Below are 23,788 nucleotides of genomic sequence, written 5' to 3'. Positions count from 1 at the left end.
ATGCCCGCTGCTGGTCACCGGCGTCCTCCCGGCGCGGCGCGCACCCAGTTCAACCTCGGTCGCGCCCTCCCCTTCCTGGTCCTGGGTCTGACGGCCCTCGCCGACGTCCTCACCCCCGACAAGGAGCGCTTCGAACGGCTTCTGGTCGCCGCGCCCGCGCTCGCCGCCGTCACCTGGAGCGTGCGCGGGACGATCGGCATCGGGCTGCTCACCATGGCGGTGCGCGTGCTGCTCACCTTCGGCCGGGACGAGGCCGCGTCCGAACTGCTCGCCAGCGAGGTCGTCCTCGGCGCCGTCACCGCCGCCTCGGCCTGGGTCAGCCGCGTCCGGATGCGCTACGAACGGGATCTGCGCGAGGTCACCGCCGTGGCGGAGGTCGTGCAGCGGGTCGTCCTGCGCCCGCTCCCGGACCGCCTCGGGCGCTTCGACCTGCGCCTGCTGTACCTCGCGGCCGCGGCCAAGGCCAGGATCGGCGGCGACTTCTACGAGGCCGTACGGGTTCCGGGCGCCGTGCGGCTCATGCTGGGGGACGTCCAGGGCAAGGGTCTCGGCGCCGTGGAGACCGCCTCCGTCCTGCTCGGCGCCTTCCGCGCCACCGTCAACGACGCCCCGGACCTGGCCACCCTCGCCGACCGGCTCGACGACGGCCTCACCCGCTACGGCGGCTGGGACCCCGACTCCGACGCCGCCGAACGCTTCGCCACCGTCGTCCTGGTGGAACTCCCCGACGACCGCGACGTCGCCCGGCTCCTCAGCTGCGGCCACCCCGCCCCGCTGCTCCAGCACGGGAACGAGGTCGCGCCGGTCGCCTTCGCGGACCCCTCGCTGCCGGTCAACCTCGCGGGACTCGCCGAGAACCACCACCGGATCGAGGAGGTCCCCTTCGGCCCCGGGGACCGGCTGCTGCTCTACACCGACGGCGTCAGCGAGACCCGTGACCGGGCCGGCACCTTCTACCCGCTGGAGACGCGCATGCGCGGCTGGGTGCGGGAACCCGCCGGTGACGTGCCCGGACTCCTGCACCGGGATCTCGCCGCCTACGGCGCCGACGGCCTCGACGACGACGTGGCCGCCCTGCTCGTCGCCCGCGCGCCGCAGCCCGGCTGACCGCCCGGCCCCATCCCTGGAATCCGACCGTCCCCGACCCGTCCCCGGAGTCCGGCTGCCCTCCGGCCCGTCGCCGGAGTCCGGCTGCTCTCCGACCCGTCCCCGGAGTCCGGCTGCCCCTGTCCCAGGAGTCCCCAAACATCGGCTCAGGGGCGGCTTGTGTCGCTCGCGTCCGCTTCCGGGATCTGTGCGCTGGGCTGACCCCGGGAGGCCGTACGGAAGGTGGGGCGCGCACCGGCCGGGTGGGCGCCCCACCGGCGCGTCACGCCACCGGCGCGAGCCCCAGGTGCTCCCGGAGCGTCGTCCCCGTGTACGCGGTCCGGTACACGCCCCGCTCCTGGAGCTCGGGCACGAGGAGGTCGACGATGTCGTCGAGCCCGTCCGGCACCAGGTACGGCGAGATGTTGAAGCCGTCGACGGCGCCGTGCCGGGCGAAGCGGGCGAACTTCTCCGCGAGTCCGGCCGGGGTGCCGACGTGCCCGCGCTGCGGACCGAGCTCGATCACGGTCTCGCGCAGCGACCAGCCGTTGGCCCCGGCCTTCGCGCGCCATTCCGCCACTTCCGCCCGGGGGTCCTCCACCCATCGGGTGCCGAACTTCCCGGTGTCCCGGGCGGCCACAGGATCCTCGGCGGGCAGCGGCCCGTCGGCGTCCCGGCCCGACAGGTCGAAGCCCCACAGCCGGCTCGCGATGCCGAGGGCCACCGCGGGCGTGACCTGTTCCAGCCGCACCCAGCGGGCCTTCTCCTCCGCCTCCTTCTCGGTCGCCCCGATGACGATCTCCGTACCCGGCAGGATGCGCAGCGCGTCCTCGGGACGGCCCGCGGCCCGCAGCCGCCCGCGGACGTCGTCGGCGAAGGCCAGGGCGTCGTCGAAGTCCGTCCCGTGCGCCGAGAAGATCACGTCCGCGTGGCGCGCCGCGAAGTCCCGGCCCTCCCCGGAGTCGCCCGCCTGGAAGATCACCGGATGGCCCTGGGCGCTGCGCGGCAGGGTCGGCGCGAGGTCGACGTCGAAGTGCGCTCCCCGCGACCGTACGCCTTCCACCGCGCCCGGCACCGACCAGGAACGCGCGTCGGCGGACTCCGCCACGGCACCGTCGGCCCAGCCGTTCCAGACGGCGCGCGCGACGGTCAGGAAGTCCTCGGCGCGCCGGTAGCGGTCGGCGTGGTCGAGGAAGCCGCCGCGCCGGAAGTTCTCCCCCGTCCAGGCGTTGTGCGTGGTCACCACGTTCCAGCCGGCCCGGCCGCCGGAGAGCAGATCGAGCCCGGCGAGCCGGCGGGCGAGGTCGCCCGGCTCGTTGAACGTGGTGTTCGACGTGGAGACGAGCCCGATTCGCTCGGTCGCGGCGGCGAGCGCCGCCAGTTGGGTGATCGAGTCGGGGCGGCCCGCCACGTCGAGTTCGTGGATGCCGCCGCCGCCGGACTCGCGGAGCCGCAGACCGTCCCCGAGGAAGAAGGCGTCGAAGAGGCCGCGTTCGGCGGTCCGCGCCACGCGGAGGAAGGAGGCCGGGTCGATCTGGGATCCGCTGGAGGGGTCCGACCAGATCGTCCAGTGGTTGACCCCCTGGAAGAACACCCCGAAGTGCAGCCGGGCGTCGGGGCGGGGGACGTCTTCGCGGTCGGCGCGGGTCATCGGGTCTCCTCCGGGACGAGCGCGGCGGCGCCGTCGGTCGTGAAGCGGCTGAGGGGCCGGGGGAGGCCCAGGGAGGCGCGCAGGGTCGTGCCCGGCAGCGGCCTGGCGGCGATCCGCCGGACGAACAGCTCGGGCAGGACCAGCCGGGAGAGCACCGCCAGGTCCTCGTCGAGGACGAGCGGATGGAGCCGTACGCCGTCGACGTGGGCGGCGAGCTCCGCGAGGAGCGCCACCAGACCGGCGGCCGGTCCTGCGTACCGCAACCGGTCCGGGTGCGCGCCCCACGGGGCGGACCGCTCCAGGTCGGCGATCCGTTCCCCCGCCGTCTCGCGCGGAGTGTCCAGGGCCACCTCGATCTCCGCGAAGGCGAGCGGCGCGCCGGCGGCGCCCGCGGCCGCGCCCACCTCGGCCGCGGTGGTTCCGCCGACCAGGGCCACGTCGGTCAGCCCGGCCGGGACCACGCCCCGGCGGGCCAGGACCACGGGACGTCCCTGCGGCGGCCGCGGCACGATCGACGGGCCCTTCACGGAGTACGTCTCGCCCGCGAAGTCGATGGCGTGGAGCCGGGAGCGGTCGAGATAGCGGCTCGTGGCCACGGACCGGATCACCGCGTCGTCCTCCCACGAGTCCCACAGGTCCCGCACGACCCGCAGACCGTCGTGGGCCTCGCGTGCCAGGGCATCGGCGCCGTCGACCTCGGGCCGGCCCCAGGCGCGGGCCGCCCGGGGATCCTCCTCGACTCCCACGACCCACCCGGCCCGGCCGGCCGAGACGTGGTCGAGCGAGGCCAGCTGCGAGGAGACGTGGAACGGCTCCGCGTACGTCGTCGCCAGCACCGGCGCCACGCCGAGGACGCTCGTCGACGCGGCCACGAACGCGGCCCGTTCCACGGCGCCGATCCGGCCCACGGGGCCGGTGCCGTCGCCGGAATCCGGCGGCAGGATCGAGTCGTCGAGCGTGACCAGGGTGAACCCGGCGTTCTCGGCGACGGCCGCGACCCGGGCGAGCCGCCGAGGGCTCAGCAGATCGCCGGGAGCGTGCGCGGCACGGCGCCACGCGGAGGGATGGGCACCTTCGCCGTCGATCTCGACGGCCAGGCGCAGGGCAGGGCGGGGCATGGGAGTCCTCCGGAAGTCAGGGGCGCGCGACGGCGCGGCAGCGGCGCGGGGCACGGCTGCCGGAGGTCGGGCGGACGGGACGTCACGGGACGCGCGGACCCACGCGGAGCGGGGTCAGGCGCGGGAGGAAGGACAGATGGCCGAGGCGGTACGGCAGAAGTCGACGTGCCGGCGGCAGACCAGCCGGGCACCGCCCCGGGCGGGGGCGTGCGGCGACGCGGTGATCACTGCGACCACGTGCGCCTCCCCCCGGTGATGGACCCGTCCGGGCGCGAACGGGGTCGCCTCACCATAGGCAGGCCGCCTTCCGAACTGTCAAGGTCCGCCCGGCGGTCCGGGTCCCGTCTCCGGGCCGGGGCGCACATCGGGACGTCAGGACCGGGCCGGGGGAGAGTAGATGGGGGGCGCCCGGTGGACTCTGAGACGGGGGAGGGCCGTTGCGGACGCCCGGTGGACTCCGGGGCCGGGGGGCCTGGGAGTCAGCGGGCCTCTGCGGTCTCCGAGGCGGGGGCCCGGGAGTCGGCTGACCTCCCTGGACTCCGGCGCCGGGGGAGGCTTCGGCGGACGCCCGGTGACCTTCGGGGCCGGATCTCGACTCAGACTCCGGTCTGATCCGACGTGCACCCGTGGGCGGACGCGCCGGCCCGTCCGCCCCGCCTACCGTGCCCGCATGACCCGAATCCGCATCACCCGGGCGGCCGCGGCCGCCGTCCTCGCCTGCGCCCTCGCCTTACCCGCCGGAGTGGCCACCGCGGCCGCCGGCCCCGACACCACGGCCTCATCAGTAGCCACGCAGCCGGTCCGGGCCGCGGCCCTCCCGGTGCCCTCCGGTCCGTACGCCGTCGGCAGTTCGGTCCTGCCGCTGGTCGACCGGTCCCGCACCGACCCCTGGGTGCCCACCGCCGACGGGCGGGCCCTCATGGTCACGCTCCACTACCCGGCCGCGCGCTCCGGCGGCGGGAAGCCGGCCCCGTACGCGACCCGGGAGGAGGCGCGGCTGCTCGCCGCGCAGCTCGGGCCGGGCGTCTCCGGCGACCTGCTGGCCAGGACGCGCACCCACAGCAGGACCGACGTCCGCCCGGCCGCCGGCCGGCGCCCCCTGGTCCTGCTCTCGCCGGGCTTCGGGGTCTCGCGCTGGACGCTCACCCACCTCGCCGAGGACCTCGCCTCCCGCGGCTACGTCGTCGCCTCCGTCGACCACGCCTACGAGTCGTACGGGATCAGCCTCCCGGGCGGCCGGACCCTCACCTGCGTCGCCTGCACGGCCCTCGACGGGGGCGGGGTGCACGCAGGTGTCGTGACCGCGACCCGCGCCGCCGACATGCGGTACGTCCTGGACAGGCTCACCGGGCCGCGGCCGGCCTGGCGGTACGCCGACGTCATCGACGCGAGCCGGGTCGGGATGGCCGGCCACTCCATCGGCGGGGCGAGCGCGGCCACCGCGATGGTCGCCGATCCGCGCGTCGACGCCGGTGTGAACATGGACGGCGCGTTCTGGGAGGACCTTCCGGCGGAGGGTCTGCGGGGCCGGCCGTTCATGATGCTCGGCACCCACGACGGCATGCACCTGCCCGGAGGGACCGACACCACCTGGGACCGTACGTGGACGGCGCTCGACGGGTGGAAGCGCTGGATCACGGTGGCCGGATCAGAGCACTTCACCTTCTCCGACGGGCCCGTGATCGCACGTCACTTCGGCCTGCCCCAGTCCCCGCTGCCCACCGACCGGGCCGTCGCCGTCACCCGGACGTACGTGGCCGCCTTCTTCGACCGGCACCTGCGCGGACTCCCGCGCCCCGTCCTCGACGGCCCGTCGCCGGAGAACCCGGAGGTCCACTTCCAGCGCCCCTGAACCGGCGGGGGAGGCGACACGGGACGTCCCCGGCGCGCGGGAGCGACACCGGGGACGTCCACGGGACCCGGGGGCGGCAGGCGCGGCTCGCCCGCCGACTCAGGAGCGGTACGGGGTGTTCGCCTCCGCCCAGTCCGCCAGCGCCCGCGCGCACTCGGCGACCGACTCGCGCCAGCTGCGGGCGGCGCCGTCACCGGCCTCGTCGCTGACGTGCTTCACGATGCGCAGCGGCACGCCGGCGAGCGCGGCGGCCGTGGCGAGCGCGTACCCCTCCATGTCGACCAGCGCCGCCCGCTCCGCGAGCCGGACGCGGGCGGCCTCGTCGGCGATGAACGCGTCGCCGGTGGCGAGCACCACGTCGCCGCCGTCCGGCAGCGTGAGGGGCGCCCCGTAGGTCTCGCCGGTCAGGGTGGCGAGCAGCTCACCGTCGAGGTCGTGCTGCACCACGGTGCCGACGACGTGCGTCCCGATCCAGCCGGATCGCAGCGCCCCGGCCGTCCCCAGGTTCACGATCCCGGAGGGCCGCGGCCCGCGGCCCAGCGCGGTCGCGAGCGCGGTCGCCGCGTTCACCTTGCCCATGCCGGTCAGCAGGACGGGCAGGTCCGTGTCGAGGAACTGCGCCTCCTCCTTGACCGCGACGACGAGCAGGGGACGGTCGGCCGTGATCTCTCCCAAAAGTTCCATGGAGGCCACGCTAGTTCGCCTGTCCGGCATTCGTACAACCGGGCAGAGGCGGGGGTGCGGCGCGCGGCCCCGCCGCCACGCGCGCGTACCCCGTCAGACCGGCAGCAGGCGGCTGATCAGGGAGCCAAGCTGGTGGACGTTGCGGCACGGGCGCATCTCGACGAGACCGGCGTAGGCCGGGGCCACCGAGTCGCCCGTGCCCCACAGCGACGGCTGCTCGGGGTTGAGCCAGTGGACCCGGCGGGCACGGTCGGCGACGCTCCGGAGCGCCGCCAGGTTGGGATCGGCGCCGTTGGTGCGGGCGTCGCCGAGGACGAAGACCACCGTGCGGGGGCCGACGGCCTCCGCGTACCGCTCGGCGAACTCGCCGAGCGACGTGCCGTAGTCGCTCTGGCCGTGCCAGCCGGTCAACCGCGCCTCGGCGAGGATCCGGTCGCCGAGTGCGGCGGGGTCGGCCGCGCCCCGGGCGATCAGATCCGTCACCTCGTCCACCCGGTTGACGAAGGCGAAGACCCGCACCCGGCTGAACTGGTCGTGCAACGCCTGCACCAGAAGCATCGTGAACTGGGCGAAGCCCGCCACCGACCCCGATACGTCGCACAGCAGGACCAGCTCGGGCCGCCGGGGTCGGCGCCGCCGCAGCACGGGCCGCACCGGCACGCCACCCGTCGACAGCGAGCCGCGCAACGTCCGCCGCAGATCGATCTCACCCCGCGCCGCGCGCCGCCGCCGGGCCGCGAGCCGGGTGGCCAGCTTCCGCGCGAGCGGCCGTACCGTCCGCCGCAGCTCGTCCAGCTGCTCCCGCCCGGCCAGCAGGAAGTCCACGCGGTCCGCCGTGCCCGCGACCGCCCGCCGCGCGACCCGGTCGCGGCCCTGCCGCTCCGCGACCCGCCGCCGCGCCTCGGTCCGCACCCGCTCCCGGAAGGCCTCGATCCGCCGCCGGATCTCGTCCTCGAGCAACCGGTCGGCGAACCCGGGGTCCGCCGCCCCCGCCGCCCGCACCCGGTCGCGCACCCCGGCGAGCAGCGTCTCGGGACGCAGCCGGGACAGCGTCTGGTACGAGGACCAGCCGTCCGACTCGGGCCCGGAACCGAACCCCCCGAAACCACCCACCGCCTCGGCCGCGAGCCGGTCGAGGGCGGCGCCGTCGTCGGCGGCCAGGGCCTCGGCGAGCCGGTCCCGCAGCGCCGCGAGATCCGCCGGGGAGTCCCCGTACGCCTCCGGCGCCCCGGGGGCACCGCCACCGAGCGGGAAGTACAGGTCGAAGACCCGGTCGAACACCGCGCGCTGGAGCACGCCGTGGAGCAGCGTCGCCGCCAGCGCCTCACGGACCCGCTCCCGGTCCGTGAAGCCGACCGCCGCGAGCGCGTGCCCCGCGTCGACCGTCTCGCCCGTCCCGATCCCGAACCCGTGCGCGCGCAGCGCCGCCACGAGACCGGTGAGGCGTTCCGCCGTCCCTCCGGCCGAGGCCGCCGTGCTCACACCGCGCCCAGGTCGAGCTTGGCCGCCGCCTTCACGATGTCCTCCTGGTGCTTCAGGAGGACGCCCAGGGTCTCCCGGACGACCCGCTCGTCCAGCCGGTCCGCGCCGAGCGCGAGCAGCGTGCGGGCCCAGTCGATCGTCTCCGACACCGACGGCACCTTCCGCAGGTCCATCGCCCGCAGCGCCCCCACGACCCGTACGACGGACGTGGCGAGCGCGGAATCGAGGCCCGGCACCTTGAGGGCGACGATCCGGCGCTCCAGCTCCTCCTCGGGGAAGCCGATGTGGAGGAAGAGACAGCGCCGCCGGAGCGCCTCGGACAGCTCGCGGCTCGCGTTCGAGGTGAGGACGGTGAACGGCCGCCGCGTCGCCGTGATGGTGCCGAGCTCCGGGACGGTCACCTGGAAGTCGCCGAGCACTTCCAGGAGCAGGCCCTCCACCTCGACGTCGGCCTTGTCGGTCTCGTCGATCAGGAGCACCGTCGGCTCCTCGGACCGGATCGCGGTGAGCAGCGGCCGGGGGAGCAGGAACTCCTCGCCGAAGATGTCCGTCCGCGTCTCGTCCCAGGACTCGCCCCGCCCCGCCGTGATCCGCAGCAGCTGCTTGGCGTGGTTCCACTCGTAGAGGGCGCGGGACTCGTCGACGCCCTCGTAGCACTGCAGCCGCACGAGGCGCGCCCCCGTCACCGCCGTTACCGCCTTGGCGAGTTCCGTCTTGCCGACCCCGGCCGGGCCCTCCACGAGCAGCGGCTTGCCGAGCCGGTCGGCGAGGAACACGGTGGTGGCGACGGCCGGCGACGCGAGATAGCCGGTGGTGGCGAGCCGATCGGAGACGTCGTCGACGGAGGTGAAGAATCCGGTCGTCGTGGCGGTGGTCATGGCTGTCCCCCCGGGGAGCGGAATGGCATACCGGCCAGTAGCATCAGTCGTACTTGATCAGATCGAGCACCGCCGCACAACCGTCCCGCACCGGCTCCGCGCCAGGCGCGGGGCGCGACCCGCTGGTGCAATGGGGAGACCGGGTGCGCCGCCCGGGGGACCGCGCGGGCGGTGGAGGTGTCGTGGCGGAACGGGACGAAGCCCTCGTGACCAGGGTGCGGGCTCTCGAACAGGCGATCGGCGAGATCGGTACGACGCTCGACGAGACGACCACCTGCCGCGAGCTCGCGTCCTTCCTCGCCCGCCACCTCGCCGGCGCCTCCGCCACGGTCGACGTCCTCGCCGAACCGGCGGCGGGAACACCGCGGCCGGGCGACGCGGCCCCGGGCGGGGCCGACTTCCCGGCGGGCGCCGTCATGGGAGGCACCGTCGCGGCGGGTGCCGTCACGCCACCGGGCGCGACATCCGCGGGCGGGGCGACCGCGGGCGCCGCCGCCGCAGCCGACGATGCCGGAGCCACCGAGGCCACCGGAACACCCGGCCACAGCCTTTCCGTACCGCTCGCCGTCCACGACGAGGAGCCGCTCGGGACGGTCACCGCCACCCGTGCCGGCCCCGGCGCGTTCTCCGCGGACGAGGCGGCGCTGCTCCGCCACGTCGCCCGGCTCGCGGCCCGGCACCTCGGCCACGCCCGCCGGCTCGCCGCGACCGAGGACACCGCCCTGCACCTGCAGCGCGCGCTCGTCGCCGAGCCGGGCAGTCCGCACCCGAACCTGGAGATCGCGGGCGGCTACCTGCCCGCCGGGGCCCGGACCCTGGTGGGCGGCGACTGGTTCGAGACCGTACGCCTCCACTTCGGCAGGACCCTCCTCGTCGTGGGCGACGTGATGGGGCACGGACTGGCGGCGGCCGTGGACATGAACGCCTACCGCACGGCGCTCCGCGAGGTCGCCGCGACGGACCTGCCGCCGCACCGGGTACTGCGGCACCTCGACTCCGTGGTCGCCGAGGACGAAGGCCGGCGACCCGCCACGTGCCTGCTCGTCCGGGTGGACCCGGCCCGCGGCAGCGCGACCTTCGCCAGCGCGGGACACCTGCCGCCCGTCGTCTTCGCCGCGGACGGCTCCGCCCGGCTCGTCGACCTCCCGGTGGGCCCGCCGCTCGGCACCGGCGTCGGCGGCTACGAACCCACGACGTGCTCGCTCACCCCGGCCGAGACCCTGCTGATCTTCACCGACGGCCTCGTCGAGCGCCGCGGTGAGGACATCGACGTCTCCCTCGCCCGTCTCGCCGCCCTCCGGCTCCCCGCCGGATCCGGCCCCCGGGAGGTCGTCGACGAGGTCCTCCGCGGCCTCGGCGCGCACGGGGCGGAGGACGACGTCGCCGTTCTCGCGGCCCGCGTCCGCGCACACCCCACTTCGTGACACAGGGTCATCCCCTCCCCACGAATCGCGGTGACGCACGGTCACACCACCTTCGTCGGGGACCTGTTTCACGCTTGGGCGGGATTCTTCCCGCAGGACGCTTGTGCACGGCTCCGGGGCCGTGCACGCTCCTCGTATGAACACGGCCAGGCATGCCAGTGAACGTCTGATGAGCTGGCCCTCGCTGACCCCCGGCCGCGCCCATTGCGGCGCCGAGGTCGGACTGGGCACCGCGACGCAGGAGATCGTCCACTTCCACGGTGAGCACGAGGCCGACGTCCATCTCACCCGCGCCATGATCGCCAAACTGCGCCCGGCCCTCCTCGGGTCGAGCGCGGTGCGCCTGCGCGCCGGATCGGGCTGGGTGACGGTCCGTCTGGACATGGGGTCGGACATCGACCTGCTCGCCACCCTGGTCAGCGCCGCCCTCCAGGCCAACGGCATCCCCGACGTCGCCCCGGACGGCTGCACCCGCACCCTCCCGGTCCTCGGCACCCGCTGACCCGTCGGGCCGCCCCGGGCCCGACGGCAACCGGTTCGAGCTCCTACGTCGGGATCGGGAAGAGCATGCACGTGCTCGTCGCGTGACCGAGGAGCCGGTCCTCGGCGTCGTACAGGCCCGCTTCCGCGAGCGCCGTGCGGCGTCCCTGGGAGATCACCGTGCCGACGGCCCGGATCTTGCCCGTGTCCATCGTGATCGGGCGGAGGAAGCGGGTCGCGAGGTCGAGCGAGGTGTACGCCATGCCCTGCGGGAGCGTGGTGTGCACCGCGCAGCCGGCGGCCGAGTCGAGCAGCGTCGCGTACACGCCGCCGTGCACGCTGCCGATCGGGTTGTAGTGCTCCTCGCCCGGTTCGAGCGCGAACACCGCGCGGCCCGGCTCGACCTCCTCCAGGGTGAAGCCGAGGAGGGCGGCGATCGGCGGTCCTGGCAGGCGGCCCGCGATCATCTCCCGCAGGAAGTCGATGCCCGCCATCGACATCGCGGCGCGCGCGGTGGCCCCGGCGTCCTCCCACTCGACCGTCCGTGACCGCCCCATCACCACTCCACTCCGCTCACTGGCTGACTTTCTACAGCGAAGCTAGCCGTGCCGTCCGCTGACTGTCAACGGCAGAGCCAGGTGGCTACAGTGGGCGGATGAACTGGCTGGAGACGGATACGGAGAACTGCCCGGTCCGCCGCACCCTGGACGTCGTGGGCGAGAAGTGGAGCCTGCTGATCCTGCGCGAGGCGTTCAACGGCGTCCGTCGCTACGACGAGTTCCGCCAGCACCTCGGCCTGTCCGAGGCGGTCCTCGCCGACCGCCTCCGCAAGCTCGTCGCCGCCGGCGTCCTGCGCAGTGAGCCCTACCGCGAACCCGGCGCCCGCACCCGCCACGAGTACCGGCTCACCCGCAAGGGCGTCGACCTCTGGCCCGTGCTCCTCGCCCTCAAGCAGTGGGGCGACACCCACGCCGCCGAGCCCGACGGCCCCGTCCTCGACATCCGGCACGGCGGCGGCTGCGGCTCCCCGGTCCGTGTCGTCGTCCAGTGCGAGGGCGACGAGCGGGCCGTCCTCGCGCCCCGCGACGTCACCGTCCGCCCGGGCCCGGCCGCCCGCCCCCGCCGCACCGGCTGACGCCCCGAAGTCGCGCGAGGCCTCTCGAACCGCGACCGGGTTCCCGCCACCCGGGTCCCCGCGGACCGACCGCCACCACCCGGCTAACGCGGCCCGACCGCCGCCACCGCCCGGCACCCGCTACCCGGCCGCCGCTCACCGCGACCGGCCGCCGCCGACCATCGGCATCGGCCGCTGCTGACTGCCACCACCCGGCTCCCGCCGCCAGACCGCCGCTGCCGACCGCCACCCGCCCCCCGGCCCCCCGGCACCCCGCCCACCCCCACCACCCGTTCGGCGGCACCCCGCGATGGCCCGCCCGCCTGTCCGGGTACCTGACGAGGCATGCCCTCCCTTCCCGGTCCGCCGCACGACGGTGCCCCCACCGAGAACGGCCACTGGTTCCAGCGGCTCCACGCACGCGTCTCGGCCTCGCCCGTCGGGCTCGCCTGGAACCGCGGCCGCGCCATGGAGCTCATGCACCGCGCCATGGGCTTCGCGGCGCTCAGCCTGCTCACCCTCGTGCCCCTCCTGATCGTCGTGGCCGCCGCCGACCTCGCCAGCGGCCAGGGCTTCGCCCGTTGGCTGGTCCAGGGCCTCGGCGTCTCCGAGGTCTCACAGGAGGAGGTCGAGCGGCTCTTCGGCCAGCCGGGCCAAGCCCTCCAACGCACCACCGCCTTCGGCCTCGCCGCCCTCGCCGCCTTCGGCGTCACCTTCGGATCCGCCGTGCAGACCGGGTACGAGCGGGCCTGGGACCTCCCCACGGCCCGCTGGCACACCATGTGGCGCCACGTCGTCTGGCTCGCCGTCCTCGTCGCGTCGCTGCTCCTCTTCGTCGCCTTCCCCGCGCCCGAGAACGCCCCCGCCGGCGTCACCACCGTCGTCGCCCTCGGCGACCTGGTCGGCACCTTCGTCTTCTTCTGGTGGTCCCAGCGGTTCCTGCTCTGCGGCCGCATCCGCTGGCGCGCCCTCGCGCCCGGAGCCGCCCTCACCGCCCTCGGCCTCCTCGGGCTGCGGGTCTTCTCGCAGCTCGTCTTCTCCCCGCTCATCGCGTCGAACGCGGTGACGTACGGACAGTTCGGCACCGTCCTCGTCCTCCAGTCCTGGCTCGTCGGCGTCGGCTTCGTCGTGTACGGAGGCGCCCTCGTCGGGCGCCTCGTCCACGAATCCCTCGTCCGCCGCCGGCTCCGACGCCCCCTGTGACCCGCTACTGGTCCCGGCTCCGCACGGCGAGGACCGTCACCGCGGCCCCGCCCAGCGCCCACAGCGCGTACACCAGCCACGCTCCGCCCGCCGACCACGGGAACAGCTGCTCGGCGGCGGGCCCCGCGTCCGCGAGCCGCTGCCAGGCGTGCAGCGGCGTCGCGTGCGCGAGCACCGCGGTCAGGTGGCGCCGGTCGGAGAGCACCGCCGGCAGCAGCAGGAGCAGGACCACCGCGGCGACGATCGAGAGCGCGCTCTTGCGCAACAGCGCGCCGAGTGCCATCCCGGCCACCGCGCACACCGGGGCGAGGAGGGCCGAGGCCGCGACGATGCGCGCCGCTCCCGGGTGGGTGATCGGCAGCCCGATGTCCCGGGTCGACAGCACGGCCTGCGTCGACCAGAACGAAGCGCCCGCCACCACCGCCCCGAAGCCGGTCTGAGTCGCCGTCACGACCAGCGCCTTCGCCGCCATGACCGAGCCCCGGGCCGGCACCGCCGTGAACGTCGTACGGATCATCCCGCTGCCGTACTCGCCGACCACCGCGACCGCACCCATGGCGGCCGACCCGAGGACCAGGACCAGCGCCGCGTTGTACGAGAAGGCGTCCCACAACGCCATGTCGTTCGCAATGAACTCGGCCCGGCTCGCCTCGTCGTACTGGAGCCAGTAGCGGTAGTGGTCCCAGGCGGTGCCGAGGTTGAAGGCGACCACGGCGAGGGTGCCGAGCAGCAGGGACCAGCCCGTCGACCGCAGCGACCACAGCTTCAGCCACTCCGACGCCACCAGGTCACGGAAACGGGCGCGGGGCTCCACCGCGGGGGCCACGGCAGGATCGAGGGTCGTCATCGGGCGTCTCCCGCCAGGTACTCGACGCTGTCGGCGGTCAGTTCCATGAACGCCTCCTCCAGGGAGGCCGTACGGGTGGTGAGCTGATCGAGCGGCAACCGGTGCTCCAGGGCCAGTTCGCCGATGCGGGCCGCCGAGAGCCCGGTCACCGTCAGGAGTCCGGCCTCGTCCTCGACCTCCGCCCCTTCCCCGAGCAGCATCGCCGCCAGTGCGGCCCGGTCCGGCGAGCCGACCGTCACGCTCAGGCGCCTGCCCCGCGAGGCGAACTCCGCCAGGCTCTCCGCCGCGATCAGCGCGCCCCGGCCGATGACCACCAGCTCGTCCGCCGTGTGCTCCATCTCCGTCATCAGATGACTCGACACGAAGACCGTGCGGCCCTCCGCGGCCAGCCGCTTGAACAGGCCCCGCACCCACTTCACGCCCTCCGGGTCGAGGCCGTTCAGCGGCTCGTCGAACAGCAGCACCGGCGGGTCGCCGAGCAGCGCGCCGGCGATGCCGAGCCGCTGCCGCATGCCCAGCGAGTACCCGGCGATCCGGCGCTTGGCCGCCCCCGCCAACCCGACCTCCTCCAGGACCTCGTCGACCCGGGTGAGCGGGACACGGTTGCCGCGCGCCAGGACCGCCAGGTGCGCCCGTGCGGTGCGGCCCCCGTGCGCGTCGCCGGCGTCGAGGAGCGCGCCGACGTGCCGCAGGCCGCGCGGCCGGTCCCTGAACGGCCGGCCGTCGACCGTCACCGAACCGCTCGTCGGCGTGTGCAGGCCCAGGACCATCCGCAGAGTGGTGCTCTTGCCGGAGCCGTTGGGGCCGAGGAATCCGGTGACCCGGCCCGGCCGCACGGTGAAGGTGAGCGCGTCGACGGCGGTCGTGGCGCCGTAGCGCTTGGTGAGTTCCCTGACTTCGATCATGGGCACCACCGTGCCGTCCGGGCCCCGCGCCGGGCATCGGACCAGCACCGACAATCGGCGGCGGCCGTGTCACCCCAGGTCGTACACCCTGGGGCCGATGCCCGCGGCGGGGCCCGCCGTTTACGATCACCGCATGTCCGTCACCCCGTCAGCACCGTTCTTCAAGCGGGTCACACCCGGCGGGTGGGCCGCCGTCGCCTGGGGCGCGGGCATCGCCTTCACCGCCCTGCTCCGGATCCGGGTGCCCGGCCAGGAAGGGCCGGACGTCCTGCCCGGCTTCGTCATCCTGCGCTGGGACGGCCTCGCCATGCTGGCCGTCGGCACCCTCCTCACCCTGCGCGCCGGCGCCCTCCTCGCCCGCCGCCCGACCGCCGCGCTCAACTACCTCCTGGTCGCCTCGGTCGTCGCGTCCACCCCACTCGGCGTCACCGCCATCCCCGTCGCCCAGTACCTCGCGGTCGACGTCGCCCTCTACGCCATCGCCGCCGCCCGCCCCCGCCGCGAGGCCTGGCGGGCGCTCCTGCTCGCCCTCGGCCTGCTCGTCGTCTACGTGGCGGTCCGTCTGCTCGCCGGCTGGAGCGCCGGCACCACGGCCGCCCTGGCCGTCGCCCTGATCGCCCTCGTGGCCTGGCTCCTCGGCCGCTCGGAAGGGCAGGCCCGGGAGTTCGCGGAACGGAGCCGCACCCAGGCCGCCGAGCAGGCCGTCACCCGCGAACGCCTCAGGATCGCCCGCGAGATGCACGACTCCGTCGCCCACAGCATCGGCATCGTCGCCCTCCAGGCCGGCGCGGCCCGGCGGGTCATCGCGACCCAGCCCGAGGCCGCCCGGCAGGCCCTCACCGAGATCGAGACGGCGAGCCGCGAGACTTTGGCCGGCCTGCGCCGGATGATCGGCGCGCTGCGCACGGCGGACACGGAGACGGAGCCGGAGGGCCGGGGCGAGTCGCACCCCGACGCCCGCTCCGAAGCCGAACTCCGGGGACTCCCCGAGATGCCCGGCCTCGCCGCCCTCGACCGGCTCGCCGCACTCACCGGCAACGCCGGCGTCCGGGTCGCGGTCCGCAGGGTCGGAGACCCGGGCCCGCTGCCCCCGGACATCGACCTCTCCGCCTTCCGGATCGTCCAGGAGTCCGTCACCAACGTCGTACGGCACTCCGGCGCCGACTCCTGCACGGTCACCGTCGACCACCGCGACCCCGCGTCCCTCACCGTCACCGTCGAGGACCGCGGCCCCGTCACCGGCCACGCGCGCGCGAGCGCCGGCCCGGGCTCCGGGTACGGCCTGACCGGGATGCGGGAGCGCGTCGCGGTGCTGCACGGAGAGTTCGGCGCGGGCCCCCGCCCCGGGGGCGGCTTCCGCGTCACCGCCCGCCTTCCCCTGCCCACAGGAGCCACCAGCCGATGAGCCACACCACCGTCGAGCAGCCGGTCCGGGTCGTCCTCGCCGACGACCAGCCCCTGGTGAGGACCGCGCTCCGCATGGTCATCACCGACACGGCGGACCTCGTCGTGGTCGGCGAGGCCGCGAACGGCGCCGAGGCCGTCCGCCTCGTCGAGGAGACCGGCGCCGACGTCGTCGTCATGGACCTGCGCATGCCCGGCACCGACGGCATCGAGGCCACCCGGATCATCACCGCCGGCACCACCGGCGCCCGGGTCGTCGTCCTCACGACCTTCGACGACGACGACCACGTCTACGGGGCCCTCCACGCGGGCGCGTCCGGATTCCTCGTCAAGGACATGGCCCTCGACGACATCCTCTCCGCCGTCCGCGTCGTCGCCTCCGGCGACGCCCTCATCGCGCCCAGCGTCACCCGCCGCCTCATCAAGGAGTTCACCGGCCGCCCTCGTGCCACCGCAGCACCGCGACGCCGGGCCGAGGGCATCACCGACCGCGAGCGCGAGGTCCTCACCCTCGTCGGACGGGGCCTCTCCAACGCGGAGGTCGCGGCCGCGCTCCACATCAGCATCGCCACCGCGAAGACCTACGTCACCCGGCTGCTGGCCAAGCTCGACGCCCGTGACCGGGTGCAACTGGTGATCATCGCGTACGAGGCGGGTCTGGTCTCCACCGGCTGACCGGGCCGGGGCGGCGGCCGGAACGATCACACGATCCGGTGGATCCGCACGCGAGCGGCCGGGCGCCGTCACCCGGACCGCTTGGATGGAGGCGGTCCCATCAGCGCGTCGAGAGAGAGCCGCCCATGGAGAACACCTGGCTGCCGCCCGTCGAGTACATCGCGACCCTCCCGAGAGCGACGGCGTACGCCTGCCTCTACTTCACGGACACCACCGGCCGCCCGTTCCAGCTGCGCGCCAGTGACCGCTCCGAGCGGTGGCAGTGGCCCGGCGGGCACATGGACCCGGGGGAGACCCCCTGGGAGACGGCGGTACGGGAGTGTCGCGAGGAGACCGGGATGATCTTCACGGGGGAACCGCGGCTCCTCGGCACCCACTTCGTCACCGACCGGGGCGAGGACTGGCCGGCCAACCACATCGGTTTCATCTTCGACGGCGGGGAACTGACCGACGAGCAGATCGCCGCCGTCGTCCTCGACCCGGGCGAGCACAGCGAGTACAGCCTCCGCACCCTGGACGAGTGGGAGCGTGAGATGGAACCGGCGGAGTTCGCGCGCCTCGCCGAGATCGACCGGGCCCGCAGGACCGGCGCGACCGTGTACGTGGAGGCCGGCCGCACCGGGGACTGACCGCGGACGCGCGGCGTACGAGGGCGGGGCCGCCCTTCGGGGCGGCCCCGCCGCGCTGCCGTCTCAGGCCCGGCAGCCGATCGGGTGGGCGATGTCGATCACGAAGCGCTCGGGCGAGTGGAGCGTGAACGTCTTGTAGGCGGGCTTGGTGTCGAAGGCGGCTCCGATGGAGACCACGCCCTCGAAGTCGCCGGTCAGGGCGACCCCCTTGAGCGCGGGGAGATAGATCTTCAGCAGCCGGGGACCCTGGTAGACGGACCGTCCGGCGTCGTCGTGGGCGGCTGCGGGGGAGAGCGTGATCGAGAGGAAGTACTTCCCCGCGAGCGGTACCCGGTTGCCCGAACCGTCGTAGTGGAGCGTGCTCACCTGGCGTACGGAGACGGGGGGCATCGCGCCCCGCACGTCGATCACGAGCCGGTCGAACGTCGCGTGGCCACCCCAGCGGGCGTTGACGACCAGGGACGTGGTCGGCGTCGTGGAGGTGCGGGACGGGGCGTCCGAGGCGCCTGCCGGGATCGTGGCGCCGATCCCGGCGGTCAGGAGGATTCCCGCGGCGACGGCCGCGAGGGTGTGACGGTGCTGCATGACGTCCCCCAATTTCTCCTGCTCGGGGACAGTGGTGTCACTGACAGAGACATCCACCACAAGCGTACGGTTCCACCCGATATGCGGTAAAAGTTCGCTATGTGCTGGAGTGCGACGGCCGACCTCTGGGCGGGTCTCGGGATCACCGCCGTCGGCGTGGCCTCGCTCGCCTCCGTACGCCGCCCGGCGGACGCCCCTCTCGCCGCCCTGCCGCTGCTCCTGGGGGCCCATCAGGTCGTCGAGGCCGCCGTCTGGCACGCCGGGGGCGGAACCGGCCCCGCCACCCTCGCCTGGGCCGTGATCGCCCTCCCGCTCCTGCCGCTCTGGGTGTCAGGGGGCGTCATGGCGGCCGCCCGCCCCGCCGACCGCCCGCGGCTGCGCGCACCGCTCGCCGCCGGCGTGGCGACCTCGGCCTTCCTCGCGTACCGCCTCGCCACCCACCCCGTCTCCGCCGAGGTCCGCGGCCGCACCCTCGGCTACGGCGTCGACCTGCCGTACGCGCCCCTGGTCATGGCCGGCTATCTCCTCGCCACCGTCGGCGCCCTGCTGCTCGCCCGCGACCGCGTCCTGCGGATCCTCGGGATCGTGACCGGATCAGGGGCGATCGTCTGCGCGGTGCTGTGGGGCGGAACGTTCGTCTCCACGTGGTGCGCCCTCGCCGCGGCCGCCTCGCTCCTGGTGCTCTTCCGGATCCGACGGCGGCCGACCGTAACCCCTCGGCGTCTCAGTAGTTGACCCGGGCATGAAGAAGCGCAGCATGCTCGCCATCGCCTCCCTCGCCGCAGGCGTCGTCACCGCTCTCGTCACCCCGCCGCCGCAGGCGAACGCCGCCGAGAGCCCGCTGGGCGGCACCACCGGCCTCCTCCAGGAGGACCAGGGCGCCGCCACTGTCCTCCACGACACCGTCCAGGGCGCCGAGGGCGCCCTCCAGGGCCAGGCCCCCGGCGGGCTGCTCTGACCCCTGCGTTCCAGGTGGCGACCGGTGCCCCGCGGTCCTGACGGATCGCGGGGCACCGGCACGCCGTGACCCGGGAGGAGGCAGCCCGTGCGCGCGCCGTGCGCGAGTAATGACAGGATGTCCCCATGAGCGACAACGTTTACTTCGACATCACCATCGACGACAAGCCCGCGGGCCGCATCACCTTCAAGCTGTTCGACGACGTCGTCCCGAAGACGGCGCAGAACTTCCGCGAGCTCGCCACCGGCCAGCACGGCTTCGGCTACACCGACTCCCCGTTCCACCGCGTGATCCCGCAGTTCATGCTCCAGGGCGGCGACTTCACCAACCAGAACGGCACCGGCGGCAAGAGCATCTACGGCGAGAAGTTCGCCGACGAGAACTTCAAGCTGAAGCACGACCGCCCGTTCCTGCTCTCGATGGCGAACGCCGGCCGCAACACCAACGGCTCGCAGTTCTTCATCACGACGGTCGTCACCGACTGGCTCGACGGCAAGCACGTCGTCTTCGGCGAGGTCGTCGAGGGCCAGGACCTGGTCAAGAAGATCGAGAGCCTCGGCACCCCGTCCGGCGCCCCCAAGGCCAAGGTCAAGATCGCTGACTCCGGCATCGTGAAGAACGCCTGATCGTCTTCCTGAGCCGAGCCGAGGGCGCCACGCGCCCTCACTCGCCCACTCGGCCGGGGCGGGGAGCGTCGTCCACCGGACGCGCGTCCCCGCCTCCGCCGTGTCTGCCTGCGGCGCGGGCGCCAGGCGCCTCGATCCGTCAGGCGAAGGCGGGCGCGTTCCGCTCCGCCCAGGCCGAGAACGGCCGGGCCGCCCTGCCGAGCACCCGCTCCACGTCGGTGCTCACCCGCCGCTCCTCCGCGCGGGGATCGCCCATCACCGACAGCATCCCGTCGACTGCCTCCGCCGGCAGGAACCGCACCAGGAACGCCCTGGCCTCGTCCGCACTCTGCGCCACGAACTCCACCGGAGTGCCCAGCGCCTCGGCGAGGGAGCTCACCTGCTCGCGCGGCGACACGGCCGCCGGGCCGGTCAGGACGTACGTACGCCCCGCGTGCCCGGGGTCCCGCAGCGCGGCCGCCGCCACCCCGGCGATGTCCAGCGGATCCACCACCGGCAGCGCCACGTCGGCGAACGGGGCCGCGACCGTACGGGCGGAGCGCACCCCCTCGGCCCAGAGGTAGGCGTTGGAGGCGAAACCGCCCGGACGCAGGACCGTCCAGTCCAGCCCCGACCCGCGGACCGCCGTCTCGAACGCCCGCAGAACCGCGTGGGACGCCGATGCGGGCCGCGTCCCCACCAGCTGCGAGGACTGGAACACGATCCGGCGCACCCCGCAGGCCACCGCCGCCGCGACGATCTCGTCCGGGCGCAGCTCCTCCCCGAGGCCCGCCACGAGCAGATAGACGGCCTCGGCACCCTCGAACAGCTCCTTGAGGCCGTCGACATCGGCCAGGTCGCCCTGCCGGTGGGTCACCCCGGCGGGCAGCCCCTCGGCCGGTCGGCGGCTCACCGCCGTGACCTCCTCGCCGGCCGCGGCCAGCAGCTCCACCAGCGGTCGTCCGACGTTTCCGGTCGCTCCGGTCACCACGATCACAGCAGTCCCCTCCAGGGAGTCATCGGCGGAGCGCGTGCGCTCCGCCGTCTTCGTGACCTCATCCTGGAAGGCGAACTGGCCACCTTCTGGCCAGTTTCAGGAAAGGGATTCGGGAGAGCTCAGCTCTCCTCGCCGAAGCGGCGCTCGAACTTGGCGATCCGGCCCTCGGAGTCCACGGTCCGCGCCGTGCCCGTGTAGAACGGGTGGCTCTCGGAGGAGATCTCGACGTCGATCACCGGGTACGTCTCCCCGTCGTCCCACTCGATGGTCCGGTCGCTCGTCGCCGTGGACCGGGTGAGAAACGCGTACCCGGCCGAGCGGTCGCGAAAGACCACAGGGGCGTACTCGGGCTGCTTGTCCTGCTGCACGTGTCCTCCTCGGGCTTGCCGCCCAGACGTGTCCGGTGTGTCCGGCCGTCTCGGCACGGCACCCCTCCAGCCTCCCCGCGCCGAAGGCGACCGACCAGCGCCACGGGCCCGAACGGGTGAACGGGGGAGGGCGCCGGGTCGGGCTCGACGGATCCGCCACGGGCGGGCGCGGACGGGGCACGGCGGAGGGCGGACGGGGAGGCGAGCGCGCGGGTACGTTGCCACGCGCGCGTGGACCGGCCTCGGGCGCGGCCGGTCGACGTCTCAGGTGCGCTCGGGCCAGCGCGCCGCGAGCAGCAGCGCGATGTCGTCGGGGCGGGACGTGGCCTGGCGGGCCTCCCGGATCAGCCGGTCGGCCGCCTCGGGGAGAGCCAGCGAACCGGTCGCGGCCAGGGCCTGGCGCAACCGCTCGATCCCCTCGTCGATGTCCCGGCCCGGCCGCTCCACCAGACCGTCGGTGAACAGGGCCAGCACCGCGCCGGGGGCGAGCCGCAGCCGCGTCACCGGGTACGAGGCGCGGTCGTCGACCCCGAGCACCACCCCGCCCGCCAGCTCCACCGGCTCCGTCGTCCCGTCCGGCTGCAGGAGGAGCGGCTGCGGATGGCCGGCCCGAACCGCCCGCGCCTCGCCCGTCTCGGGGTCGAGGAGTACGTAGCAGCAGCTCGCGAACTGCCCGGGGTCCAGGTCGATCAGCAGGCGGTTGGTGCCCCGCATGACGTCCTGCGGACGGTGCCCGCCCAGCGCGAACGCCCGGACCGCGCTGCGCAGCTGCCCCATCGTGGCGGCCGCCGCCACACCATGGCCCTGGACGTCGCCGATGACCAGCGCGAGACGCCCATGCTCCGTCTCGATGACGTCGTACCAGTCGCCGCCGACGTCCATGCCCTGGGTGCCCGGCAGATAGCGGCCCACCGTGTCCACGCCGTGCCGCACCGGCAGCCGGTGCGGCAGCAGCGCGTCCTGGAGCCCGCGCGCGACCGCCGACTCCGTGTCGTAGCGCTGGGCCCGCTCCAGGGCCTGCGCGATGAGCCCTGCGAGGGCCGTGAGCACGGTGCGCTCCTCGGGGCTGAAGCCGCGCGGCCGGTCGAAGCCGAGGATGCAGGACCCCACCGGCCGCCCCGAGGCGATCAGCGGCAGGAACGCCCGGGCTCCCGAGTGCGCGTCCATCGGCAGGTCGGGATACGCGCGGCCCAGCTGCTCCATCGACTCGAAGAACAGCGGGCGGCCCGTCGTCAGCGTCTCCACCCCGGGTAGCCGGGCGTCCAGGGCCACGCCGTCGAAGGGTTCGAGGAACCCCGGTGGGAACCCCGTCTCCCAGGCCAGGTACAGGCGCCGGTCGCTCAGCAGGTAGATGGCCAGCTGCCGCCCGCCGAACGCCGGCAGCAGCTCCTCCGTCACCACCGCCGCCACCTGGCGCGCCGTCACCGCCTCCGTCAGCGCGATCGCCAGGGCCACCGGCCGGTACAGGGCCGCCGCCCGGTCGCCGGGAGCGGAGAGCCCGTCGTCCGACCGCCGGCGGCCCCGGGTCCTGGCCCCGAGCCCCGCGGGATCCTCCTCCGGGATCAGCACCATCGTGACGCCCTCGCGCCCCGGGTGGAGCGACACCGAAAGCCACTGGCCGCGCTCCGGCCTGGCCAGGAAGCGCACCGGCTCGCCGGAGAGCAGGGCGGCGCGGAGCTGCTCCTCGTGGAAGGGGTGACCGAACCAGGGCAGCGCCTGCCAGAGGGTCCGCCCCGCCAGCGCGCCGCGCGGCCGGCCGAGGAGCCGTTCCGTGCGCTCGTTGACGTACGTGATCCGGCCGAGCCGGTCGATCGCCAGGATCGCCCGCGGCAGCCGGTCCGTCGCGTCCGAGCCGACGAGCCCCGTCCCCAGGTCGACCAGGGTCCCCATGAGGTGGCCGCCGCCGCCGTCGAGTGCGGACGCCGCTGTACCGCCACGCGCGCGCGTGGACACCTCCAGGAGGTGCAGGCCGCCGTCAGGCCCCTTGAGGCGGAGCCTGCGCACCGCGGGCCGCCCGTCGACGCCGGTCGCCTGCCGGGCCGCCGCCCACAGCGCGTACCCGTCCTCCGGTTCGAGCAGGGAGGTCAGCACCTCGATCGAGCAGGGTGAGGCGACCTGCGCCCCGAGGATCCCGAGCAGGCCGTCGTCGAGCGTGACCGTGCCCGCGTCCAGGTCCCAGTCGAAGGACCCGAACCGGACCGGAGGGCCGGACCCGGTGGACAGCTGGACGCACACCGGATCGCCGGGCCACTCGATCACCGTCCCAGCGGCGGCCAGGCCGGCCAGCGCCTCGCCCAGGCGGAGGGCGCCACGGGTCATCCGCGTGCGGTCCCGGGCGTCCACCGGCACGCCGGGAGTGGGCGGGCGCAGCGCCACGAGCACCCCGAACCGTTCGCGCCCGGCGACCACCGGCGCGTACAGGGAGGCGAAGGGGAACGGCAGGCTGGCCACCAGCTGGGGAAACCGACGCATGGCCTCTTCGACGTCGGCGAGGTGGACCGACTGGCCCGAGCGATGGACCTCGGCCACCGGGAACGGCCGGTTGGAGTGCATCCGCCACCACGGGCGAAACAACGGTCCCGGCAGTCCCACGAGCACCGCGAGCCGTAGCAGCCCCGGGGTTCCGGAGCGCAGGTACACCCCGCCCGCGTACCCCCCGACCTCCTCGACCGCGCGCAGCGCCTCCTCCGCGAGCGCCCAGGTGAGCGCGGAGGAAGCGGGCCCGTCGGCGGCATCCGTCCCTGACGGACGCCCGGAGCCGCCCGCCGGGCCGGGGCCGGCCGTGCCGTGCGAGGTCACACAGCAAGGATGCCCCCGACGAGAAAGCCCCCGCATCCCGGACC

25 protein-coding genes are annotated in these 23,788 nt (G+C 74.7%); 12 read left to right on the top strand and 13 right to left on the bottom strand.

Annotation, left to right across the window (positions count from 1 at the left end; translation table 11 throughout):
* Positions 1–1,107: a PP2C family protein-serine/threonine phosphatase gene (locus MRBLMG1_RS12990; RefSeq protein WP_367823825.1), complete on the top strand. Its 1,107-nt coding sequence runs from the start codon at positions 1–3 to the stop codon at positions 1,105–1,107.
* A 262-nt stretch (positions 1,108–1,369) separates the two neighbouring features.
* Here MRBLMG1_RS12990 and MRBLMG1_RS12985 read toward each other — a convergent pair whose 3' ends face one another.
* The 3 genes from MRBLMG1_RS12985 to MRBLMG1_RS12975 form a co-directional block, all read right to left on the bottom strand.
* Positions 1,370–2,737: an NtaA/DmoA family FMN-dependent monooxygenase gene (locus MRBLMG1_RS12985; RefSeq protein ID WP_367823823.1), complete on the bottom strand. Its 1,368-nt coding sequence runs from the start codon at positions 2,735–2,737 to the stop codon at positions 1,370–1,372.
* Positions 2,734–3,855, bottom strand: a complete 1,122-nt coding sequence (locus MRBLMG1_RS12980) for an LLM class flavin-dependent oxidoreductase (protein WP_367823822.1) — start codon at positions 3,853–3,855, stop codon at positions 2,734–2,736. The genes MRBLMG1_RS12985 and MRBLMG1_RS12980 overlap by 4 nt, the downstream gene beginning before the upstream one ends.
* A gap of 114 nt (positions 3,856–3,969) precedes the next feature.
* On the bottom strand, positions 3,970–4,092 hold the full coding sequence (locus tag MRBLMG1_RS12975; protein WP_367823820.1) for a hypothetical protein: 123 nt from the start codon (positions 4,090–4,092) through the stop codon (positions 3,970–3,972).
* A gap of 433 nt (positions 4,093–4,525) precedes the next feature.
* Here MRBLMG1_RS12975 and MRBLMG1_RS12970 point away from each other — a divergent pair, with 433 nt between their 5' ends.
* Positions 4,526–5,707: an alpha/beta hydrolase family protein gene (locus tag MRBLMG1_RS12970; protein WP_367823818.1), complete on the top strand. Its 1,182-nt coding sequence runs from the start codon at positions 4,526–4,528 to the stop codon at positions 5,705–5,707.
* Between the two features lie 99 nt (positions 5,708–5,806).
* Here the strand turns inward: MRBLMG1_RS12970 and MRBLMG1_RS12965 are convergent, their stop codons facing one another.
* The 3 genes from MRBLMG1_RS12965 to MRBLMG1_RS12955 all read right to left on the bottom strand — a co-directional run bounded on the left by MRBLMG1_RS12965 (position 5,807) and on the right by MRBLMG1_RS12955 (position 8,751).
* A complete protein-coding gene (locus MRBLMG1_RS12965) occupies positions 5,807–6,391 on the bottom strand; it encodes a nucleosidase (RefSeq protein ID WP_367823816.1) in 585 nt (194 codons plus the stop codon).
* A gap of 93 nt (positions 6,392–6,484) precedes the next feature.
* Positions 6,485–7,873 carry a VWA domain-containing protein gene (locus MRBLMG1_RS12960; protein ID WP_367823814.1) on the bottom strand — a complete coding sequence of 463 codons (1,389 nt, stop codon included), beginning with the start codon at positions 7,871–7,873 and terminating at the stop codon, positions 6,485–6,487.
* Complete coding sequence (locus MRBLMG1_RS12955; RefSeq protein WP_367823812.1) at positions 7,870–8,751, bottom strand: AAA family ATPase; 882 nt, start codon at positions 8,749–8,751, stop codon at positions 7,870–7,872. Before MRBLMG1_RS12955 ends, MRBLMG1_RS12960 begins: the two co-directional genes overlap by 4 nt.
* Before the next feature lie 182 nt (positions 8,752–8,933).
* Here MRBLMG1_RS12955 and MRBLMG1_RS12950 point away from each other — a divergent pair, with 182 nt between their 5' ends.
* A complete protein-coding gene (locus tag MRBLMG1_RS12950; RefSeq protein ID WP_367823810.1) occupies positions 8,934–10,175 on the top strand; it encodes a PP2C family protein-serine/threonine phosphatase in 1,242 nt (413 codons plus the stop codon).
* 136 nt (positions 10,176–10,311) lie between these two features.
* Positions 10,312–10,677: a luciferase family protein gene (locus MRBLMG1_RS12945; RefSeq protein ID WP_367823808.1), complete on the top strand. Its 366-nt coding sequence runs from the start codon at positions 10,312–10,314 to the stop codon at positions 10,675–10,677.
* A 43-nt stretch (positions 10,678–10,720) separates the two neighbouring features.
* On the opposite strand, the gene MRBLMG1_RS12940 is transcribed toward MRBLMG1_RS12945, so the two are convergent.
* Positions 10,721–11,212: a PaaI family thioesterase gene (locus MRBLMG1_RS12940; RefSeq protein ID WP_367823806.1), complete on the bottom strand. Its 492-nt coding sequence runs from the start codon at positions 11,210–11,212 to the stop codon at positions 10,721–10,723.
* A gap of 98 nt (positions 11,213–11,310) precedes the next feature.
* On the opposite strand from MRBLMG1_RS12940, the gene MRBLMG1_RS12935 reads away from it, so the two are divergent.
* Together MRBLMG1_RS12935 and MRBLMG1_RS12930 are read left to right on the top strand one after the other, a co-directional pair.
* Positions 11,311–11,790 carry a winged helix-turn-helix transcriptional regulator gene (locus MRBLMG1_RS12935; protein WP_367823804.1) on the top strand — a complete coding sequence of 160 codons (480 nt, stop codon included), beginning with the start codon at positions 11,311–11,313 and terminating at the stop codon, positions 11,788–11,790.
* Between the two features lie 324 nt (positions 11,791–12,114).
* Positions 12,115–12,972 carry a YhjD/YihY/BrkB family envelope integrity protein gene (locus MRBLMG1_RS12930; protein ID WP_367823802.1) on the top strand — a complete coding sequence of 286 codons (858 nt, stop codon included), beginning with the start codon at positions 12,115–12,117 and terminating at the stop codon, positions 12,970–12,972.
* 4 nt (positions 12,973–12,976) lie between these two features.
* Here MRBLMG1_RS12930 and MRBLMG1_RS12925 read toward each other — a convergent pair whose 3' ends face one another.
* Together MRBLMG1_RS12925 and MRBLMG1_RS12920 are read right to left on the bottom strand one after the other, a co-directional pair.
* Positions 12,977–13,819: an ABC transporter permease gene (locus MRBLMG1_RS12925; RefSeq protein ID WP_367823800.1), complete on the bottom strand. Its 843-nt coding sequence runs from the start codon at positions 13,817–13,819 to the stop codon at positions 12,977–12,979.
* A complete protein-coding gene (locus MRBLMG1_RS12920; RefSeq protein WP_367823798.1) occupies positions 13,816–14,724 on the bottom strand; it encodes an ABC transporter ATP-binding protein in 909 nt (302 codons plus the stop codon). Before MRBLMG1_RS12920 ends, MRBLMG1_RS12925 begins: the two co-directional genes overlap by 4 nt.
* A gap of 133 nt (positions 14,725–14,857) precedes the next feature.
* Here MRBLMG1_RS12920 and MRBLMG1_RS12915 point away from each other — a divergent pair, with 133 nt between their 5' ends.
* The 3 genes from MRBLMG1_RS12915 to MRBLMG1_RS12905 all read left to right on the top strand — a co-directional run bounded on the left by MRBLMG1_RS12915 (position 14,858) and on the right by MRBLMG1_RS12905 (position 17,432).
* Entirely contained in the window at positions 14,858–16,129 is a 1,272-nt protein-coding gene (locus MRBLMG1_RS12915; protein ID WP_367823796.1) for a sensor histidine kinase, read from the top strand.
* Positions 16,126–16,803: a response regulator gene (locus MRBLMG1_RS12910; protein WP_367823795.1), complete on the top strand. Its 678-nt coding sequence runs from the start codon at positions 16,126–16,128 to the stop codon at positions 16,801–16,803. Before MRBLMG1_RS12915 ends, MRBLMG1_RS12910 begins: the two co-directional genes overlap by 4 nt.
* 125 nt (positions 16,804–16,928) lie before the next feature.
* A complete protein-coding gene (locus tag MRBLMG1_RS12905; RefSeq protein WP_367823794.1) occupies positions 16,929–17,432 on the top strand; it encodes an NUDIX domain-containing protein in 504 nt (167 codons plus the stop codon).
* Positions 17,433–17,495: 63 nt separating this feature from the next.
* Here MRBLMG1_RS12905 and MRBLMG1_RS12900 read toward each other — a convergent pair whose 3' ends face one another.
* Positions 17,496–18,017 (bottom strand): AMIN-like domain-containing (lipo)protein, encoded by a 522-nt coding sequence (locus tag MRBLMG1_RS12900; RefSeq protein WP_367823792.1) that lies wholly within the window; start codon positions 18,015–18,017, stop codon positions 17,496–17,498.
* A 99-nt stretch (positions 18,018–18,116) separates the two neighbouring features.
* Here MRBLMG1_RS12900 and MRBLMG1_RS12895 point away from each other — a divergent pair, with 99 nt between their 5' ends.
* The 3 genes from MRBLMG1_RS12895 to MRBLMG1_RS12885 all read left to right on the top strand — a co-directional run bounded on the left by MRBLMG1_RS12895 (position 18,117) and on the right by MRBLMG1_RS12885 (position 19,601).
* A complete protein-coding gene (locus tag MRBLMG1_RS12895; RefSeq protein ID WP_367823790.1) occupies positions 18,117–18,752 on the top strand; it encodes a DUF6629 family protein in 636 nt (211 codons plus the stop codon).
* 7 nt (positions 18,753–18,759) lie between these two features.
* Positions 18,760–18,975, top strand: coding sequence for a hypothetical protein (locus tag MRBLMG1_RS12890; protein ID WP_367823788.1), 216 nt, complete (start codon positions 18,760–18,762; stop codon positions 18,973–18,975).
* Between the two features lie 125 nt (positions 18,976–19,100).
* Positions 19,101–19,601, top strand: a complete 501-nt coding sequence (locus MRBLMG1_RS12885) for a peptidylprolyl isomerase (RefSeq protein ID WP_367823786.1) — start codon at positions 19,101–19,103, stop codon at positions 19,599–19,601.
* A gap of 139 nt (positions 19,602–19,740) precedes the next feature.
* Here the strand turns inward: MRBLMG1_RS12885 and MRBLMG1_RS12880 are convergent, their stop codons facing one another.
* The 3 genes from MRBLMG1_RS12880 to MRBLMG1_RS12870 all read right to left on the bottom strand — a co-directional run bounded on the left by MRBLMG1_RS12880 (position 19,741) and on the right by MRBLMG1_RS12870 (position 23,744).
* On the bottom strand, positions 19,741–20,577 hold the full coding sequence (locus MRBLMG1_RS12880) for an NAD(P)H-binding protein (RefSeq protein WP_367823784.1): 837 nt from the start codon (positions 20,575–20,577) through the stop codon (positions 19,741–19,743).
* Between the two features lie 119 nt (positions 20,578–20,696).
* Positions 20,697–20,945, bottom strand: a complete 249-nt coding sequence (locus MRBLMG1_RS12875) for a type B 50S ribosomal protein L31 (RefSeq protein ID WP_367823782.1) — start codon at positions 20,943–20,945, stop codon at positions 20,697–20,699.
* A 264-nt stretch (positions 20,946–21,209) separates the two neighbouring features.
* On the bottom strand, positions 21,210–23,744 hold the full coding sequence (locus tag MRBLMG1_RS12870) for a SpoIIE family protein phosphatase (RefSeq protein ID WP_367823780.1): 2,535 nt from the start codon (positions 23,742–23,744) through the stop codon (positions 21,210–21,212).
* Positions 23,745–23,788: the final 44 nt, after the last annotated feature.

The sequence above is a fragment of the Streptomyces sp. LMG1-1-1.1 genome, from assembly GCF_040815545.1.
Lineage (GTDB): Bacteria > Actinomycetota > Actinomycetes > Streptomycetales > Streptomycetaceae > Streptomyces.
Note: the sequence above shows the minus strand (reverse complement) of the source record. Positions and strands in the feature narration are given on the sequence as shown.

Excerpts from the sequence above, each read along its gene's own strand:
- MRBLMG1_RS12990 (WP_367823825.1), top strand. The coding sequence starts at position 1 with ATGCCCGCTGCTGGTCACCGGCGTCCTCCCGGCGCGGCGCGCACCCAG.
- MRBLMG1_RS12985 (WP_367823823.1), bottom strand. The coding sequence starts at position 2,737 with ATGACCCGCGCCGACCGCGAAGACGTCCCCCGCCCCGACGCCCGGCTG.
- MRBLMG1_RS12980 (WP_367823822.1), bottom strand. The coding sequence starts at position 3,855 with ATGCCCCGCCCTGCCCTGCGCCTGGCCGTCGAGATCGACGGCGAAGGT.
- MRBLMG1_RS12970 (WP_367823818.1), top strand. The coding sequence starts at position 4,526 with ATGACCCGAATCCGCATCACCCGGGCGGCCGCGGCCGCCGTCCTCGCC.
- MRBLMG1_RS12965 (WP_367823816.1), bottom strand. The coding sequence starts at position 6,391 with ATGGAACTTTTGGGAGAGATCACGGCCGACCGTCCCCTGCTCGTCGTC.
- MRBLMG1_RS12955 (WP_367823812.1), bottom strand. The coding sequence starts at position 8,751 with ATGACCACCGCCACGACGACCGGATTCTTCACCTCCGTCGACGACGTC.
- MRBLMG1_RS12945 (WP_367823808.1), top strand. The coding sequence starts at position 10,312 with ATGAACACGGCCAGGCATGCCAGTGAACGTCTGATGAGCTGGCCCTCG.
- MRBLMG1_RS12940 (WP_367823806.1), bottom strand. The coding sequence starts at position 11,212 with ATGGGGCGGTCACGGACGGTCGAGTGGGAGGACGCCGGGGCCACCGCG.
- MRBLMG1_RS12935 (WP_367823804.1), top strand. The coding sequence starts at position 11,311 with ATGAACTGGCTGGAGACGGATACGGAGAACTGCCCGGTCCGCCGCACC.
- MRBLMG1_RS12930 (WP_367823802.1), top strand. The coding sequence starts at position 12,115 with ATGCCCTCCCTTCCCGGTCCGCCGCACGACGGTGCCCCCACCGAGAAC.
- MRBLMG1_RS12925 (WP_367823800.1), bottom strand. The coding sequence starts at position 13,819 with ATGACGACCCTCGATCCTGCCGTGGCCCCCGCGGTGGAGCCCCGCGCC.
- MRBLMG1_RS12920 (WP_367823798.1), bottom strand. The coding sequence starts at position 14,724 with ATGATCGAAGTCAGGGAACTCACCAAGCGCTACGGCGCCACGACCGCC.
- MRBLMG1_RS12915 (WP_367823796.1), top strand. The coding sequence starts at position 14,858 with ATGTCCGTCACCCCGTCAGCACCGTTCTTCAAGCGGGTCACACCCGGC.
- MRBLMG1_RS12910 (WP_367823795.1), top strand. The coding sequence starts at position 16,126 with ATGAGCCACACCACCGTCGAGCAGCCGGTCCGGGTCGTCCTCGCCGAC.
- MRBLMG1_RS12905 (WP_367823794.1), top strand. The coding sequence starts at position 16,929 with ATGGAGAACACCTGGCTGCCGCCCGTCGAGTACATCGCGACCCTCCCG.
- MRBLMG1_RS12900 (WP_367823792.1), bottom strand. The coding sequence starts at position 18,017 with ATGCAGCACCGTCACACCCTCGCGGCCGTCGCCGCGGGAATCCTCCTG.
- MRBLMG1_RS12895 (WP_367823790.1), top strand. The coding sequence starts at position 18,117 with ATGTGCTGGAGTGCGACGGCCGACCTCTGGGCGGGTCTCGGGATCACC.
- MRBLMG1_RS12890 (WP_367823788.1), top strand. The coding sequence starts at position 18,760 with ATGAAGAAGCGCAGCATGCTCGCCATCGCCTCCCTCGCCGCAGGCGTC.
- MRBLMG1_RS12885 (WP_367823786.1), top strand. The coding sequence starts at position 19,101 with ATGAGCGACAACGTTTACTTCGACATCACCATCGACGACAAGCCCGCG.